Origin of the sequence: Paenibacillus xylanexedens (genome assembly GCF_001908275.1) — a bacterium.
GTDB classification, from domain to species: Bacteria; Bacillota; Bacilli; order Paenibacillales; family Paenibacillaceae; genus Paenibacillus; species Paenibacillus xylanexedens_A.
In genome coordinates, this window is the sequence record NZ_CP018620.1 from 5489317 (window position 1) to 5505045 (window position 15729).

A 15729-nucleotide genomic window follows, 5' to 3' on the forward strand; every position below is an offset into this window, starting at 1 on the left:
TGCAGCATAATCCATTCCTCGCGTACATGGTGTCTTACATCTCTCGCATACATCCGATGTGACCAACTTCATGGATACACGTATTTTATCACTCTTTAATGCGGGAGCTTTCTTACCTTTTGCCTTTGCCATCCCGGATTCCCCATTTCCCCAAGTGCTTACTGATGTAATGCATCATATGGGGATTCGCCCGGTTGTGTGTCTATTTAGAAAACGTATTTAAATAATAAAAATATGACAAGAAGAATACCTCCGAGAATGAGCCAGTTGCTGATTTCATACCAAATGCTCTTGCCTCCGGACAGGTATTTCTGTTCATTCTCCTGATGACGCTGACGGTGGGTATCGGTCTCAGAGCCATGGGGTGGTTTGCTAAAATCCATCATAAGTACATTCCCCTTTCAGCAGTTTTGTGTAAACTTACTACCATTATAACCCACAATTGAGTGTGAAATTGATTTTTATGCATAAAACACCAAAAAACCTCCGATTTCTCGGAGGCTTCTTATCAACAAATAGTATCAGTGATTACGCGAGTTCCACGTTAACATTCACGTTCCCTTTGATTCCTTTGGAATATGGGCAGTAGTCATGGGCAAGTTTCACAAATTTCTGTGCTGTTTCTTCATCCAGACCAAGGATTTTAACTTCCAAATCGACTTGAAGCTTCACGCCGTTATCCTCAGAGTCCGTCACCAACATTACGGTTGCAGCTACGGTACTTCTTTCAATCTCAACTTTGTGTTTCTTCAATTGAAACTCCAGTGCGGAGTTAAAACAAGCACTATACCCTGCTGCAAACAACTGCTCCGGATTGGTAGCTGTCGTCACTTGTCCTCCGAGTTCTGGTGGTGCAGCAACATCCAACATAAACACGTTATCAGGGGACTGTACGATGCCTTGACGTCCGCCTGTATTAATTACTGTTGTTTCATATAATGTTTTCATTTGTGAAAACTCCTTTAGTTAATTAGATTTATTTTGACTAAAATTTTATCTCATTTGTATCACCAACAATTACATTGTACACAATTAAATTGTGTATGTAAATAGTTAATATAAAAAAATATACTTTAAAACACGTATGGAGAATAATTCATTTCTAACCCCGGACAAGCCCAAACCTAAAGAAGGTACCCAAACACTGCACTTCATTTTCAAAGTGTCCGTATTTAGGTACCAAATCACTGCACGTATGTCTTTTTACCGATCCATGCAGATAATCTATTTATTCTCGTAGTCATTCCAATTAAAATCATGCAACTTGTTCATCTTCAAACGTCTTCCCAGTTTAATTAATTACTCCAGATATCCACTTTCATCTGTGCACATTTGAAATACTTGGCCTCTGCCTTGCTTGTAGTCAGTTTCAAAAGACATTGCAGTTCTCCATGTTGGAACAACCCACCGCTAAGGTCAGCAGCAACACCGCCATATTGATCATCCGCACCAAGCCATACGGACGGTCTCTCGAACCCAGCTGAGAACTGTAACCCTGTACAGAGCAGCACAGAGAGATTCTTACGGTTCTGTGCTTCATCTCCTGCTACGCCATGTGTGGTGAAGAACACCATGTTTTGATTAAAATCCGTGTACGTTCCATCTGCTTTATAGGCACGGACCATACCATACTTCTGATTTACGTTTTGAAAAAAGGTGATTCCGGCCTTGCTATCCTTCGATTTAATGCCAACTTGAACTGAGATTCCAATGTTCCCGTTTAATTGTAGCGCTTCCAAAGTGATTGCAATTGCGGTTACTTTCGAGCTGTCAATCAGATGTTTCATTTTCAACTCTGCCGTGGCTCCTGCCGTTGTCGGTGTTGTAACGGTTATGGTCCCTCTGTCGGGCAAAGGCTCAAACGTAGGGGTGCCCACCACCTCCACCCAATCCGGTAACGTTCCGTAAAGAAAATCGGCCACAAGCTGTTTGTGGACCTTTCCAAAGGGCACGATCTGACCCGCTGCATCACGTATAACCATCTCTACACCCCCACTGAATAGGCTACACCGATATTATGATCGGTATTGTAATACACGTACACTACGCCGTCCATAACGGACACCATCAAGGATTGCATGTTGGTCGTTTCCCAATTCAATGCCGGAAAATATATATCTGTAGGTTTGTCCAACAGTTGACGAAAGTCTGCGCTGATCTTGGCAATGGCAGGCCGAGCTACAGTCGTAACTCCACCGGAAGCATAAGCCGATAACATACCCAGCCACCACATGCTCCCTTTGTACATAAATACACCAGCATTGGGTCTCGAAATGTTTTCTCCCGCACTTAAAGTGGCATCATTACCACCCATTAATGGTCTTGGATCAGCTAACCAGCTACGTCCGTCATGAGAATGCCAGATACATTTACGACCAAAGTCACCACCGCCCATCACCGAAAAACCGATCCATTTGCCGCCATTTCTGAAGCACGAGAAGTAACCGGTATGACCATCACCTGGGAACCCGGGAGGTTTGTCCAAAATCAAACCTACTCTTGTCCAGTTAATCATGTCTACAGAGGTCGCAAGTGCCGTTGATTGATTGATCCCCAGTCCGTTTTGTTGATAATACATAAAGAACAATTGTTCTTCATCGTTCCAGATCACAAATGGCGTTTCCGTCGAATTCCCAACCACAGTATCGAGATACACCTGTCCGTGTTTGGTCCATGGTCCTGTCGGGCTATTCGAGTAGGCTAGTCCAATTCCTCCGATGTGATTATGGTTGGTAGAATACGTAGCATAATAATCTGCTTTTGCATCAGGGATAAGCCCCTTCACCTTAATCGCCCGAAACCAATAGATCGATTGAAGGCCCGCCATTGCAGCGGTATACATAGGATTGTCCATTTTTTTATCAAATTGAGGCGTGTACATCCGTCTGGATTCTGCATCGCAATAATCATAAGGCGCAACGGCCCTGTTTGCCTTCATCGCTGCGTCGAGTGCTGCCTGAGCAATATTTTCAGTCATAGACATGGTAACTCAACTCCTTCGTGAGCAGGGTATTACCATTTACCGGTCGCGAATATAGAACATCCGAAGTGTCCTTTAATAGGATTGAAAAATCAACAACATTACCCTCATTCGCAGTCGGCTCCTGAGTAATACAAATGTTAGGACAAATTCTAGCATTATATGAATACGCTTTCATTTTGTTCATTCCTTTATTTCCTTTACAGTTGTAATCAGCAACTGTCCCTTTCATTGGTACGCCCGGATAATGTTGATCCTTCATATTAATCCCTCCTATTGTTTTCTCCCGATAAGTATATTCATGAAGTTGCCTTTGTGTTAAAGCATTATGCCCATCTTGCAGCCTATTATTCTAAGTCTGGTTTTCATATAAAACATAAACAGGCTAACCAATACGAATTGGCTAACCTGTTTAAACGAAGAAACTGCAAAACCAACTCCTTATTACTCCGCAAAAAGTGAAGATATGGGATTCGCAACTTTTTTATTGGATTTCTCCTTGCCTTGGTTATCCAATACATAGTACTGGTAAAAATCATTAGTGAATCCGATAGTTTTTTGTATTTTCATCATAAATGGTTCAAATCTTGCCTCACTTAGATGATCTTCATTCCAGAAATAGTGAAGCATCAACCGATTCTGATTATAAGGATGTTTGGTAATGTATGCGCCTGCAGCCAGCGGTTGCTTCATAGTCTGCTTCCAGTCAAAACCAATCTGATTCGCCCGGTCCATGATGCTGGATTTCAAAGCCTGCACCACTCCGTTTGACTTCGCATTGCCAATCACAATCAGGTTGCTGGTAGCCATGTCCTTTTTCAATTTTTGCTTCAGTTCACGACGATCCCTAACCACGTCATACTTCACACCACTCATATCCAAAAACGAGGTCAGCTGACTCACGATTGCTTCCTGCTGCTTGTCTGCTATCTTGCTTACCCGATCACTGAGCACAATGGTTAAACGCTCACCCTGAAGAACTTTATCCATCATGCGGTTCATGACTTCAAAAGGTAAATCCGGAATCAGTTTCATGACTGTCTGATACTGTAATTGAAAAACGTCATGCAAATAGGCGCTTCGCTCCTCCATCGAAAGCTGGTATTCAGGCTTCAACACAAAATTAGGTTTATATAGTGCTGTCTCCATTTCCATGCGCTGTTCTTTTCCGAGCACATCTTCGATGGTATGAAGAAGTCCATCAATCGTCGCATTCTGGTACACGTATCGATTGAAATATTCTTTCATAAATTGATCAAACTTCTCTTCACCGACGGAGCGGTAAAGTTGGTATATCGCTTGTCGTCCTTTTTGATAGAAGACCAGACTAGCCAAGTCCTCTACTTCATCATTCGTCGACGCAATCGCCACCTCTACGGATGAATCATCAAATTGTAAGGATCTAAAGCCATTAAGCTTGTCTCCCTGTTTCTCGGCAAAATACACCATGGAGAAATCAGCAAAGCCTTCATCCAGGAAGGATTCTGTTTCCGAATTATTACCGATCAATGCATGGAACCACTGATGCGCTATTTCATGAACAAATGTTGTGTCTTCTTCTGGAACAGCACCGCTTTTAATCTGTCCCATTTGTATAAGCCTTGCGTACTCCACGGCTACACCTTGCACATACGTCTCAACAATCCGAAACTCTGGATAAGGATACTTCCCATACTTGTCACTGAAAAAATCAATAGCTTTGAAAGCCTGATCGATATATTGCTCAACGACCTCTTTTTTTCCAGGCTGGTTGTCAAAATAATAGTACTCAACCGTGAGGCCGTTACGGGTAACGCTTTCTACTTGAAATTTCGGGCTGGCAAAGAAAACAAACTCCCTTGTATTCCCAGTCAGAGCGGATACAATTTTACGTCCATGTTCGGTATCCTCTCGTGTTGTGATAACACCAGGCATTGCTACCTGATAATCATCAGGAACGTTTAAATCAACTTCATAATCTGCTGAGGTATAATAGTCACTTTCGAATGTTTGACTATAGGGTGCTGTATCCCACTGATGCTTGCCCTCGTCATACACAGACATCACAGGGAACCAGTGTGCTCCATTAATAATATCCTGGTAATACGATATGCGCTGCGATCCATATGGAATGTTCAGTTGAAAACTCACTTCAAATGAGACGGATTTGCCTGGTTGTACAGGTTCATTCAATTGTACGGTCAACGCTTGGTTTTCGTTTTTGAAATCGAGAGATTGCCCCCCTGCTGTCGTCACTCCCTGAATATCCATTCCACCAAGAAAATCTTCCGGTTTTTTATCCGGATTATTTTTGCTGATATTTTCATTAGCTTGTTGAAACATCGTCGCCTGTGTAGACTTCGACAGGTTCGCATCAGCATACGTATGGAGGACTAATTGCTTCAGAGTATCCTTGCTTGTGTTACGGTACGTAATCTTTTCGTTACCCCGGAGAGTCATGTCCTTCTCATTCAGCCGAGCCTGAATATGGTATTGAATCGGGGTCTGCTCTAAAGAGTCTTTCGGTGTGTTATATATCTTCGTAGATACAGGTGCTGGGCCTGCTTCCGCGGCAACAACCCCCATGTTGGCAAGTGGGCTTGTTGCCAGTATTAAAGCCAGTGTACCCGCGATCCCTACTCTGGCTAACTTTGATGTAAATGGACTTGAATAATTCATATGTTCTCTCCTTCTCCTGTTCTATATTGACCTCAGAACCAAGTATAGAAGACGAACCTTACGCTGAATTTATGTTTCATTTAAGTTTTGTTTAAAAAGAGGAAGAGAAGCTGTGCCATTAAATTTATTATCAACAAAAACCACCTACACATATTATTGGAGGTAGCCATATTGTTATATAAAAAAAACAACTCCTCTTGAGATATAATTCTCAAAAGAAGTTGCCTTTAATTTTACATATAGGACGAGTGGGGATCGAACCCACGACCCTTACCCTGTCAAGGTTATGGGGTCTCCAAACTAAATCGCCCTCTCACTGATAAATCAACGGCCTAAAGGGTGCTCATCCCTTTAGGCCCTCTCTGATTCACCCTTAAATCTACAACATGTATTACAGTCTGACCCCAATTCGCCCCCAAACCGTCCCCCTGAGATTATTCAAGAAAAACCGTGTATTCTAAAGACGTCGAGACAACTTTTACTATAACCGGAGTTTTGATTCCTTGTGCAGAAATTAAAATATGCGCAAGGGCTTCTGCTTCTTTTTGTGTTATTGTATGATTAATATCAATTTGGTGTAATCGCATGTGCACTTCCTTTGCTCTCTTTCATTTGTTTAACAAACTAATCTAAATGTAACCCAATAAACCCCTGAGACGAGCTAAAGATGTCATTAGTGCTAGTTTAATAAGTATCGCAGTTCATGATATACTAACTTATGAATTTTCAATGAAGGAGTCCTATTGGTGGAAGTAATCCGAGGGAGATGCTTACTTCAATTCTGGCTTGACCACCGCGAAATGACTCAAGCCCAATTTGCCGAACGTACTGGTTGGTCCAAACGGATGGTATCATATGACCTTTCTTTGATAATCCGTTAACATGTAAATCACCTCTTCAACATTACATGTGAACATACGTTCTTTTATCAACAAAAAAAAAAAAATACCCAGTCATTTGGACCTGGTACATTTATATTATCACTCATGGGAGAGTAATAATAGTTTACACCATTTTCTGTAATTTATTCTTGATTAGTTCTCCTAGTGTCACTCCCAAGCACTTGCATAGCTTGTTTATGATATCACGCGAATACCGTTTCATAGTAAATACCCCGCTGACTAATTCAAGCCAGTGGGGTATTAATTTTATATTCCTGAATCTTGAGTAACGATTCCTGAGAAGTATGCTCTTACATGAGATGGAGAAACTTGCACTATATTTGTTCTTGTGAGGGTTCCATAGTAATTTTCTCCATCAGTATAAAAAATCGTTCCTGGAATCTGTGCGTTTGAAGGATAATCCCTAGTAACAGTGACTGATTTTTGCTTGTTCATAATCGTTACATCAGTATCTGGCTTTGCCATAACCGGTACAGAAATAGCTAGGATCGAAAGAGATACACAAGTAGCAGTTAAAATTTTCTTTAGATTCATAGAATCATCTCCCAAAATTTTTATGTATTACAGAAACAATAATACCACATTTTTACATGTATATGTGAAACATTTATTACATAATTAGGATTTTATACGCATTTTGTAGTGTTAAAAATAAAACCAGAACTTACCGCCTCAATGCTTTGTAGCAAAGCGCTATAATTGGGTTGAGTTTTTTTTATGTTTATTTCTCCGATGTTACTTGAAACAGCGCCAGTCCCCTTCTCCCATTCGGATTTTATTTTTGAGCCGAAAGTTGATGGACAACTCACTCGGAAGCTTCCGGCCACGTTTGCGATATTTGATATTCTGCAGTACAAAGGTCAGGACTTGCGCAAACTATCCATCCTGGAGCGTAAATCTATTCTACACAGCATTGCCTTACCCTCTCCCTCCTTTGGCATCGTGCCCCATATAGAAGGAGCTGGAGAAGAGTTATACACTCAGATAGAGACCATGGGTATGGAGGGTATAGTTGGCAAACGCAAAGACAGCCAGTACGTCAGCAGGCGGTCCAAGGACTGGATGAAGGTTATTAACTGTTCCTATGCTGATGTTTACATTACGGGGTACAAAAAATCTGAGTTTGGATGGCTTGCTGCTGTTCCGGATTCTACTGGTAGGATGCGCCCGGTAGGGATCATCGAGCATGGTCAGAGTCCAAAACATAAGCAAGCTTTCCGCGGAGTGTGCCAGCAGCTCGTGACCGGAGAGGACAAGAATCACGTTTACCTGGAACCACGTATACAAGCCAGGGTCAAAATGCGCAGCTGGACAAAATTCAGGCGTGCTGCATATACCCGTGTTTGATCAATTTATTGTCTGAGATAATGCAAAAAAAGACTCCGCAACTCAATGCGGAGCCTTTTTTATTGATAGCTTAGTATTCGCCCACTTCAAACGTTAGGACTCGATCGAATAGGATGTAGTCTTTACGGCTCTTGAACGGTCCTTTGTTATTATCATGTTTGTCAATTGCATAAGATGCTTTCCCGCTTCCAACTTGTTTTGCTTCATACCAATCGATAAAACTGTTAACTTCTTGCATACTCAGATCAAATTCTTTTTCCAATCCAGTTGTCATTGTAACGACTAGGATCGCACGATTACCTGATGGCTCTTCTGGCTCTACAATTGGTCCTTGAGGAGTTGCAGAGGCTTCATTGGAGTATTCGGATTCAACACCTTCGACAACAGCATTTACTATAAAATAATATGTAGTCCCGTTTTTCAAACCAGGGATAATAAAATTTCCGTAATCATCTTTTGTAGCCGTTACAGTTTCAGTGTATTCACCAGACTCAATCCCATATCTTACAATGTAGCCAGTCGCTTCTTGAATTGGGCTCCATGTCAATGATGTTTGGGAATTACCACCTGTAGCCTCTAACTGAATAGATGCTTCGTTGTAAAAATTCAATTCTGCTACATTATATGTTTTTGTACCCTTCTGAGTAATGGTTATTTGTTTTACATCTTTTAGTGCATTAGAAAGCTCATATATCCCTCCGTCACCAGGAATTGATTTATTCGGGATGCTCCCTAGAAGACCAGCACCGTTCTTATCCATAAAATAAATAGAAACAGGGCCGCCATCATAATTTAATATATGAAATTTATAGCTATTAATATTTACTGGTGTTTCAAATGTGTAGACAAGTGTATCTGCAACTTTCAAGTCACTTCTTTCGGTAGGTAAAGCAAAATAGGTTTCAATATTGTTGTCAGTAATGGCCGTTGTTGAACCAAATAAATTTATATTGCTCGAACCTGTTTTAACAGGCTTACCATCTAACAGCCCTATGGAACTAGCATCCTCTGCTGATGCATTTAATTGAAAAACTAATCCGGTTAAAATCAACATTGCACCCAACAAGAAACCTAATTTACTAACAAAAGACTTTATCATAAATACTCCTCCATATCATTCATTGAACTGATACAAAGATACAACCGTCCTTCATTGATGTCTAAACATAAACTTGCTGATCTATAAAAATCATCTAATTTATTGCATTTTTATTTTATATTGGATGCGCATCTCCACAAATTACCCGTTTCTATTCTTAAATATTTGAGTAAAATTACATAGTACAGAGTCTCAAAGGAGGCATTATCATGTGCGGAAGATTCACAATCACTGATCCCATAGAGGCTATAATGGACAGGTACTATGCATCTATAGCTGATGGCTTTGACTACAAACCTAATTACAACGCAGCACCCATGCAGTACATTCCTACAATTATAGGAAGCAAGGACGGAAATCGGTTGGGTGCGCTCCGTTGGGGACTCGTTCCTTCATGGGCCAAGGATGACAAAATCGGTAACAAGATGATTAATGCTCGTGCTGAAACGTTAACCGAGAAGACTTCCTTCAAGAGTCTAATCAGCTCCAAACGCTGTATCATCCCCACGAACGGGATTTATGAGTGGCGTAAGGAAGGAACTCAAAAGCAACCAATGCGCATTCTGATGAAGGATGACCGTTTATTCTCGCTTGCTGGCCTGTACGATACCTGGACAGATCCGGATGGAAACAAATTGAGTACGTGCACCATTATTACAACGGAACCAAATAGTCTTATGGAGGATATCCATAATCGTATGCCGGTTATCTTGCGATCTGAGGATGAGACTGAGTGGCTTGGAAGAGATAAGGATGATGTTCAGTCACTACTTGGTCTGCTTAAGCCATATCAAGGTTCAGAAATGCGAGCGTACGAGGTGCCGAAGGAAGTCGGCAATGTGCGGAATAACAGTGAAGGACTGCTAAAAGAGATAGGATAGAAAGTTATCAGCTTTATCGACTTAGAGAGGTCGTTAAAGCTTTTTTTATTATATCTAACAACTACTTGAATATATAGACATAATTGTTTAGACATGGTTCTTTTGAAAAAGTATTATCATTTATGCAAATACATTCTGAAGGAGAATAAACATGGAGAAAAAAATAGTTTTACCGATCTTATTATCATTCATTTTAGTTTTAAGTTTTGGGACAAGTGTGTTCGCTGCTAATCTTGGACAGTCTTTAAAGTCTCCAGAAGCTGGATGGAACAGATTCGACGATGACAACACTAAGTTTATTTATACTGGTGAATGGGAAACTAGCAATAGCGGCAGTGCCGCATGGTATGGTGGCGGAGTAAAATATATTACAAAATCAAGTGACAACGATTCAGTTAGATTTAATTTTCAAGGCACAAAGTTAAGAGTCATTGCACAGACTCATATAAGCAGAACAGATAAGGTTCAAGTGAAAATTGATAATGAAATCATCGATACATATAGTATCAATAATTCAGCTTCTACAGACCAATCTTTAATTTTTGAAAAAGTGGATCTAGCAGACTCAGTGCATAATGTAGAATTAATAAACTTAAATCCACAAGCTGATTTCATTTTTGATGCCATCGACATTGATGGAGAACTTCTAGATCCCACCATATCTACTCCTAATCCAGAACCTCAACCAGCGGGAGACCGCGCTATCTTAACAGTATCAATGACAACTGGTTTAGAAAAAGAATACGACCTTCCAATGAGTGATGTAAATACATTTTTGAGTTGGTATGATGTTCGAGATACTGGAACAGGCCCATCTAAATTTGCAATAAACAAATACAGCAACAACAAAGGGCCATTTAGCAAGCGTACAGATTACGTGATATTCGATAAGATTTTAACGTTTGAAGTAAGTGAATATACGACCAAATAAAAAGAAAGAGCAGTGAGGTTATCCCTCCTGCTCTATTTTTGTGCTCTGAATTCGTAATGCTGTCGGAAATATCTTCCACCCATAATCAATGAGTCGTTCACGATCCTCTTGGAGCTGCCAGACGGAAACACATACTCGGGTTAAAGCTGCTGCGAGGAATTCCATATTTGTAGTTAGTACTTTGTATGTGTGATTCATATTATCTCCTAAAAAGGCCGCTAACAATTGAACTCAAGAGTCAGCGGCCCGTTTTAAAGAAAATTATAATTCATTATTATTGCGGTCAAAGTAGATGAAGTCACAACATTTAAATAATTTTCTTGCTTGACCTCTAGTGAGCTCTACTTTGTCGTGTGAACTGTGTATCTCTGCGTGGTGTTCATTGTCCTCCACTGGTTTGTGTAATACTACCGTATCATTATCTAGACAATCTTCGACCTTAATTATTGCAATAGCTCTAAGATTCTCTTTTCCCATCCTTGATTCAAAATTAAGCGTGATATTGCCTGTAGATCTTCCCCCATCTCTATCCACAGAAACGCCGTTCGAATCTTTAAAAATAGCAGATGACGGTAAGTCGTCTTTCCACCATGCTGGTATAGGCTTTAATGCTCGATATAGTATTTCTTCCCGCTTAATTTCCGGATCCATTAAATTCAGCTAAAATCTCATTTAATTTCCAGTACTTAGTTAGGGGAATTTCTCTGTCAGTTTCATCTCCATTTTCCAGCTCCATATAGATACCGATCTTATCTTTGTAAATTTCCATCTCAAGATAATCTCCATTAGATTTTTCATATTCGAGTTGAATACTCTTTCTTGCTGTAGGAAAAATATATGGCTGGAAATCCAAAAATGTAACAATTGAAATAACAGTACTAATTAGCTCTTCCTCAAATTTTTCAGCGCCATTATCATTCCAATTATCATCTAATTTCTTTATTTCTTGAATAGTCACAAGGTTTCTAGTTCTTTGCTTCTCCTCTTTAAGGTGAAAAGCATCTTTCTCAGTAGTTGTGCTGGAACTTTCAACTACTTTTTCTCGCTTTTCAAAATATGAAAGTAAGTGACTATAAGTTGCCTTGTTTCTATTATACATAATAATTTTTTCTGAATAACTTCTTGATGCAGACTGAACTATTTCCTTGTACTGCGTCATCTTTTGGAAAGCACTGACGTTTTCCAAGTTCCTGAAAGTAATCATTTTTTGAGGAATAGTGGAAGTGGAAGTCATTTTAACCACCCTCTCTATTTGATTGTTCAAGCGACTCCAGCATATTACCCAACCAAGAGTGTATGGAAGCAGCAGTCTCCTTATTCATTACAATTCCAGTTTGTATAAACCTCATAATATTCAGGTTATGTTCCTCTGGTTCGAATCTAACATTAGCGCTTAATGTCCCATCATCATTCAGATCCCTTGTTTCGGAATAGGGAAGCGGATGCCGTTCCATGTAAAAGTTAATAACAAACTCTCCGTTTGGAGAAAGTCCACCTTGCGCTCCGTTAATGTAAACAGGATTATAATCTTCGGTGAACTTATACTTGAAGTTGAGCGAAAATTCAGTCATCGCTTAACACCACTCTTTCCATATATGTAAGCACAATTATAGATACTCCATTGTGCCCAGGACTTAAGACATACGTCTTAGTACCTAAGAATTCTATCTTTTATATCATATCATAAACGCCAAAATAAGTAAATTATGTACAAGCCCTTGAAAACAGGCTTGTTTTTTTATCTTTGTACTACCTTATCAAACAAACTCCGCTTTAACCATTTCATTAACTACCTCTTTCATTACAACTGACTTAGCTTGTTGCTTCGGTATCTTGTCCAACTTCACCCGCGCTTTGTGCATCTTCGCACAGCAAATTACATCTCACTTTTATTATTGTGATTGTACTTTAATTCCAACTTCTTTGCGGTAGTTGAAAAGCAATTGCCGCCAGAAGTCGTAACTGCCATTGCTGTCAGCGATGTAAAGGCTTGTAAAACTCATAAGCTGATTCTGCCCATTTAGGACATTCCATGTTCTCCTTAACCTTCTGAGCCGCGATCCACTTGGCCTGAGATTCAACAGTTGCCTTCAGTTCATCCATTTGTTTCTTTTCTTCTGATGTCATTGGTTGTCCTCCTTGTTTTGTAATTTTGCCATAACAGCATTAATTTCCGCCTGTGTTGGATGCTGCCCAGAACGGTATTGCGCTGTTGATAAACCAAAGTCCATTTGCAAATGAGGATAGTCAGGGAAGCTCGCCCAATCTCCACCCCATGTGAAGCCCACCCCTTGCCGATCTCAGCGACCTGGAGCCAATCAGACCGTTTGTCTCCGTTGCCGTCCCGCACTGTGTCCCAGCTTACTGATTTACCGTCAGGCATGAGCAACACATAATCCACGGCCACACCAAAATTGTGATAACTGTATCCACCGCGTGCGTTAGTTACAACCTTCCCTGGCTTGCTACGACCCTGTGCATACAAAGCGTCTTGCTACGCTATGGTCCGCAAACCCTGCGTGATGAATTGGGATGCCAATAGCAAAAGAGCGCTGTATAAGCCGCTCCGCAGCTGTACGCACGATAGGCAATAAACCTGTCAGTCTGGAAGCAGATTTACTCACTACATAATCCAATGTGAGCGTCATTGCTGATCAGCTCCCTTTTTAGCTTGTTTGATGATTGATTACCATAGACCGCCACAGCACCAACTAAGATGCCTTGAACCACGCTTTCCACCGAAAGGCCCAACATCAACAGCACAAACACGATGGCTACCGCAGTAACTATAAAAATAATCGTCCAGTCCGGTACCCGCGGCGTCTGCTTCAGCACGATACCGATAATCCAGCAGGCAGCCAGCACAATAACCAACCTTGCATCAATCAAGCCATTAATAATTTCCCATTCCACACTACATTCCCCCTAACTTAATTCCGGCCCATACAGCCGCTACAATGAGTCCTGTCATGCCAGTTAATGCCGCTCCGTACACGGTACGTTTCAGCCATTTTTGATCTTCGTCATGCTTATCCAATCTCGACAATGCATCTGCTGCATTGCGTCTGGCATCATAAGCAACATCGGTTGTCTTCTTAAGATCAGATTCAATCTCAACAATACGAAGGGCCATCTGCTGCGCTGTCTGTAGTGCTTCTTTGGAAATCTCTTTGACCTCAGCTACTCCCGGAGCCAGAGCAGCCAAAGGTTTCAACGCTTCCTCAATCCGAGCTAATTGGACCTTTAAATCAACAATCGTGTTCACCTCCTGGCATGGCTTCCATCGTCTTCCCCGTCTCTCTGTTCAGGAAAAATTTCCTGCCCTATTCAGTAACTTCCGCTTTCTCTTTTTGTTTTTGAATCTCAAGTGCTGCCAGTGCATTCCCGATCTTCAAATCTAAAGCTGCCAGAATCTCTATTTGATTAAGTGGATGCGAGCTAAGAACAGCAGTAATCACCTGTGTCAATTCTTCAACCGGTTTATTCAAATCCATTTCAACTTGGAGTGTATGTGTCATCTTTGCCAAGACCTTTCCTCCTCTCTATACGAAAATAAGCCCCTTCCAATTAAGGAATAGGGCTTCATGGATTTATTATCTTTTATCTTTGTTACGGAGTGGCTACGGATTTACAAGTTCAAAATCAGGACCACCCGTCCAACGGGTGGTTTCCTCTTGGGGTATAACCCCCTGTTGCCAAACTGCGCCTAAAGACGCTACCCTGACAGCAGGGCTGTTAAAATGGTTTTACTTCTTTTTGCTTCGATTACTGCTGAATGGATCTTCGTATTCTTTTACACTCAGCTTATCTACCGCCTGATCATGTGCTTCTTGCTCACGAATATACTTTCTTACTGTTGCTTCATTTAGACCCACTGTACTCACATAGTACCCTTCTGCCCAAAACTTTCGATTGCCGTATTTATACTTGAGCTGGGCATGCTTCTCGAATATCATTAGTGAACTTTTTCCCTTTAGATATCCCATGGACGTGGAGACTGCCATTTTCGGTGGAATCGCTACCAACATGTGAACATGATCGGGCATCATGTGACCTTCTATAATTTCTACTCCCTTGTACTTACATAGACGTTTGAAAATTTCGATCGATTAAATCTTTTCTCACTTGATTATAGATTTCTTTCCGTCTATACTTCGGGGTAAATACAATGTGGTATTTGCACATCCACTTTGTGTGAGCTAGACTGTAGCTCTTGTTTGCCATCCTAAACCATTCTTTTCTTTTGAGCCTGAACATCTCAATTTTATCGGAATGGTCTTGGTGGTCAAACCCTCGATCCCTCCACCCGCATAGCGGGTGGTTTTTTGTTTCGCGCGTTTCACGCACTCAACTGGCTAAAGCCATAATAAAAAAAGCCCTTGATATACAAGGACTTTTGGCTATGATCTGTAGTGGGCTCGAACCACTGACCCCTACCCTGTCAAGATAGTGCTCTCCCAGCTGAGCTAACAGATCATGATATATAATTGTTTCCCAATCAAGTAACAGTATCATATCAAGTAACCGTGTTCATTGTCAATGATTTATTTGGTTATAAATCACCCGAAATGGTGCACAATAAAGGAAAGATTACCATTTCTACAACGAGGTGAATTCCCTATGAGAAACATAACAAAACGGTCAAAATCCAATAAATATACATTTACCAAATGCTTCTTTCTCTTTGCTGGGCTTATGATTCTCATTACTACCGTTACGGGTTGCGGCTTGGAGAAGGATGAACATACGGTACAATTCCAACAATTACAACAGCCCAATGAAAATGATGAATCTCTGCCCGTTTGGCTGGACGTATACTCCAAATCTGTAATTCAAGATGTGTATTCTCCGCGAGGAAGCAGTGAAGTCTTGCCGTGAAGGTTAACAGGTGAATTACTCGTCTTCATCCCACTTGCGTGAGTATGCTTTCT

Annotated in this window: 19 protein-coding genes, 2 tRNA genes and 2 pseudogenes; 4 read left to right on the forward strand and 19 right to left on the reverse strand. The window is 40.9% G+C overall.

Annotation, left to right across the window (positions count from 1 at the left end):
* Positions 1-206 precede the first annotated feature (206 nt).
* The 8 genes from BS614_RS23940 to BS614_RS23970 all read right to left on the reverse strand — a co-directional run bounded on the left by BS614_RS23940 (position 207) and on the right by BS614_RS23970 (position 7074).
* A complete protein-coding gene (locus BS614_RS23940; RefSeq protein ID WP_017687398.1) occupies positions 207-386 on the reverse strand; it encodes a hypothetical protein in 180 nt (59 codons plus the stop codon).
* Between the two features lie 142 nt (positions 387-528).
* Positions 529-948, reverse strand: a complete 420-nt coding sequence (locus BS614_RS23945; RefSeq protein ID WP_017687397.1) for an organic hydroperoxide resistance protein — start codon at positions 946-948, stop codon at positions 529-531.
* A 347-nt stretch (positions 949-1295) separates the two neighbouring features.
* Complete coding sequence (locus BS614_RS23950) at positions 1296-1982, reverse strand: hypothetical protein (RefSeq protein WP_074095793.1); 687 nt, start codon at positions 1980-1982, stop codon at positions 1296-1298.
* Positions 1983-1984: 2 nt separating this feature from the next.
* Positions 1985-2983 (reverse strand): glycoside hydrolase family protein, encoded by a 999-nt coding sequence (locus tag BS614_RS23955; protein ID WP_074095794.1) that lies wholly within the window; start codon positions 2981-2983, stop codon positions 1985-1987.
* Complete coding sequence (locus BS614_RS23960) at positions 2970-3242, reverse strand: hypothetical protein (protein WP_074095795.1); 273 nt, start codon at positions 3240-3242, stop codon at positions 2970-2972. Before BS614_RS23960 ends, BS614_RS23955 begins: the two co-directional genes overlap by 14 nt.
* 182 nt (positions 3243-3424) lie before the next feature.
* On the reverse strand, positions 3425-5638 hold the full coding sequence (locus tag BS614_RS23965; RefSeq protein WP_074095796.1) for a M1 family metallopeptidase: 2214 nt from the start codon (positions 5636-5638) through the stop codon (positions 3425-3427).
* 240 nt (positions 5639-5878) lie between these two features.
* Positions 5879-5950 (reverse strand) — tRNA-OTHER (locus BS614_RS31620).
* Between the two features lie 836 nt (positions 5951-6786).
* The gene (locus BS614_RS23970; RefSeq protein WP_074095797.1) at positions 6787-7074 is read right to left on the reverse strand and encodes a hypothetical protein; all 288 of its coding nucleotides are present in this window, start codon (positions 7072-7074) and stop codon (positions 6787-6789) included.
* 183 nt (positions 7075-7257) lie between these two features.
* On the opposite strand from BS614_RS23970, the pseudogene BS614_RS23975 reads away from it, so the two are divergent.
* Positions 7258-7903, forward strand: a pseudogene (locus BS614_RS23975) (ATP-dependent DNA ligase).
* Positions 7904-7957: 54 nt separating this feature from the next.
* Here the strand turns inward: BS614_RS23975 and BS614_RS31300 are convergent.
* Positions 7958-8986 carry a fibronectin type III domain-containing protein gene (locus BS614_RS31300; RefSeq protein WP_244898187.1) on the reverse strand — a complete coding sequence of 343 codons (1029 nt, stop codon included), beginning with the start codon at positions 8984-8986 and terminating at the stop codon, positions 7958-7960.
* 209 nt (positions 8987-9195) lie between these two features.
* Here BS614_RS31300 and BS614_RS23985 point away from each other — a divergent pair, with 209 nt between their 5' ends.
* Together BS614_RS23985 and BS614_RS23990 are read left to right on the forward strand one after the other, a co-directional pair.
* Entirely contained in the window at positions 9196-9867 is a 672-nt protein-coding gene (locus BS614_RS23985; protein WP_074095798.1) for an SOS response-associated peptidase, read from the forward strand.
* Positions 9868-10018: 151 nt separating this feature from the next.
* Positions 10019-10798 carry a hypothetical protein gene (locus BS614_RS23990; protein ID WP_074095799.1) on the forward strand — a complete coding sequence of 260 codons (780 nt, stop codon included), beginning with the start codon at positions 10019-10021 and terminating at the stop codon, positions 10796-10798.
* A 261-nt stretch (positions 10799-11059) separates the two neighbouring features.
* On the opposite strand, the gene BS614_RS24000 is transcribed toward BS614_RS23990, so the two are convergent.
* The 10 genes and pseudogenes from BS614_RS24000 to BS614_RS24045 all read right to left on the reverse strand — a co-directional run bounded on the left by BS614_RS24000 (position 11060) and on the right by BS614_RS24045 (position 15274).
* Positions 11060-11449: a hypothetical protein gene (locus tag BS614_RS24000; RefSeq protein ID WP_074095801.1), complete on the reverse strand. Its 390-nt coding sequence runs from the start codon at positions 11447-11449 to the stop codon at positions 11060-11062.
* Entirely contained in the window at positions 11433-12032 is a 600-nt protein-coding gene (locus BS614_RS24005; RefSeq protein ID WP_074095802.1) for a hypothetical protein, read from the reverse strand. Before BS614_RS24005 ends, BS614_RS24000 begins: the two co-directional genes overlap by 17 nt.
* 1 nt (position 12033) lies before the next feature.
* Complete coding sequence (locus tag BS614_RS24010; protein ID WP_074095803.1) at positions 12034-12369, reverse strand: hypothetical protein; 336 nt, start codon at positions 12367-12369, stop codon at positions 12034-12036.
* Positions 12370-12772: 403 nt separating this feature from the next.
* Complete coding sequence (locus BS614_RS32240) at positions 12773-12925, reverse strand: hypothetical protein (protein ID WP_244898188.1); 153 nt, start codon at positions 12923-12925, stop codon at positions 12773-12775.
* On the reverse strand, positions 12922-13086 hold the full coding sequence (locus tag BS614_RS32245) for a M15 family metallopeptidase (RefSeq protein ID WP_244898189.1): 165 nt from the start codon (positions 13084-13086) through the stop codon (positions 12922-12924). Before BS614_RS32245 ends, BS614_RS32240 begins: the two co-directional genes overlap by 4 nt.
* A 328-nt stretch (positions 13087-13414) precedes the next feature.
* Positions 13415-13711, reverse strand: coding sequence for a phage holin family protein (locus tag BS614_RS24025; RefSeq protein ID WP_074095804.1), 297 nt, complete (start codon positions 13709-13711; stop codon positions 13415-13417).
* Position 13712: 1 nt separating this feature from the next.
* Positions 13713-14063 carry a hypothetical protein gene (locus tag BS614_RS24030; RefSeq protein ID WP_074095805.1) on the reverse strand — a complete coding sequence of 117 codons (351 nt, stop codon included), beginning with the start codon at positions 14061-14063 and terminating at the stop codon, positions 13713-13715.
* A 58-nt stretch (positions 14064-14121) separates the two neighbouring features.
* Complete coding sequence (locus BS614_RS24035) at positions 14122-14316, reverse strand: hypothetical protein (RefSeq protein WP_244898360.1); 195 nt, start codon at positions 14314-14316, stop codon at positions 14122-14124.
* Positions 14317-14544: 228 nt separating this feature from the next.
* A pseudogene (gene tnpA / locus BS614_RS24040) lies at positions 14545-15022 on the reverse strand (IS200/IS605 family transposase).
* A gap of 179 nt (positions 15023-15201) precedes the next feature.
* Positions 15202-15274, reverse strand: a tRNA-Val gene (locus BS614_RS24045).
* Between the two features lie 144 nt (positions 15275-15418).
* Here BS614_RS24045 and BS614_RS24050 point away from each other — a divergent pair.
* Complete coding sequence (locus BS614_RS24050) at positions 15419-15676, forward strand: hypothetical protein (RefSeq protein WP_074095807.1); 258 nt, start codon at positions 15419-15421, stop codon at positions 15674-15676.
* The last annotated feature ends 53 nt before the right edge of the window (positions 15677-15729 follow it).

Coding starts and splice junctions, on each gene's coding strand:
- BS614_RS23990 (WP_074095799.1), top strand. CDS start 10,019: ATGGAGAAAAAAATAGTTTTACCGATCTTATTATCATTCATTTTAGTT.
- BS614_RS32240 (WP_244898188.1), bottom strand. CDS start 12,925: ATGACATCAGAAGAAAAGAAACAAATGGATGAACTGAAGGCAACTGTT.
- BS614_RS24000 (WP_074095801.1), bottom strand. CDS start 11,449: ATGGATCCGGAAATTAAGCGGGAAGAAATACTATATCGAGCATTAAAG.
- BS614_RS23965 (WP_074095796.1), bottom strand. CDS start 5,638: ATGAATTATTCAAGTCCATTTACATCAAAGTTAGCCAGAGTAGGGATC.
- BS614_RS23955 (WP_074095794.1), bottom strand. CDS start 2,983: ATGTCTATGACTGAAAATATTGCTCAGGCAGCACTCGACGCAGCGATG.
- BS614_RS23940 (WP_017687398.1), bottom strand. CDS start 386: ATGATGGATTTTAGCAAACCACCCCATGGCTCTGAGACCGATACCCAC.
- BS614_RS23970 (WP_074095797.1), bottom strand. CDS start 7,074: ATGAATCTAAAGAAAATTTTAACTGCTACTTGTGTATCTCTTTCGATC.
- BS614_RS24035 (WP_244898360.1), bottom strand. CDS start 14,316: ATGACACATACACTCCAAGTTGAAATGGATTTGAATAAACCGGTTGAA.
- BS614_RS31300 (WP_244898187.1), bottom strand. CDS start 8,986: ATGATAAAGTCTTTTGTTAGTAAATTAGGTTTCTTGTTGGGTGCAATG.
- BS614_RS23960 (WP_074095795.1), bottom strand. CDS start 3,242: ATGAAGGATCAACATTATCCGGGCGTACCAATGAAAGGGACAGTTGCT.
- BS614_RS24050 (WP_074095807.1), top strand. CDS start 15,419: ATGAGAAACATAACAAAACGGTCAAAATCCAATAAATATACATTTACC.
- BS614_RS23950 (WP_074095793.1), bottom strand. CDS start 1,982: ATGGTTATACGTGATGCAGCGGGTCAGATCGTGCCCTTTGGAAAGGTC.
- BS614_RS23945 (WP_017687397.1), bottom strand. CDS start 948: ATGAAAACATTATATGAAACAACAGTAATTAATACAGGCGGACGTCAA.
- BS614_RS24010 (WP_074095803.1), bottom strand. CDS start 12,369: ATGACTGAATTTTCGCTCAACTTCAAGTATAAGTTCACCGAAGATTAT.
- BS614_RS24005 (WP_074095802.1), bottom strand. CDS start 12,032: ATGACTTCCACTTCCACTATTCCTCAAAAAATGATTACTTTCAGGAAC.
- BS614_RS23985 (WP_074095798.1), top strand. CDS start 9,196: ATGTGCGGAAGATTCACAATCACTGATCCCATAGAGGCTATAATGGAC.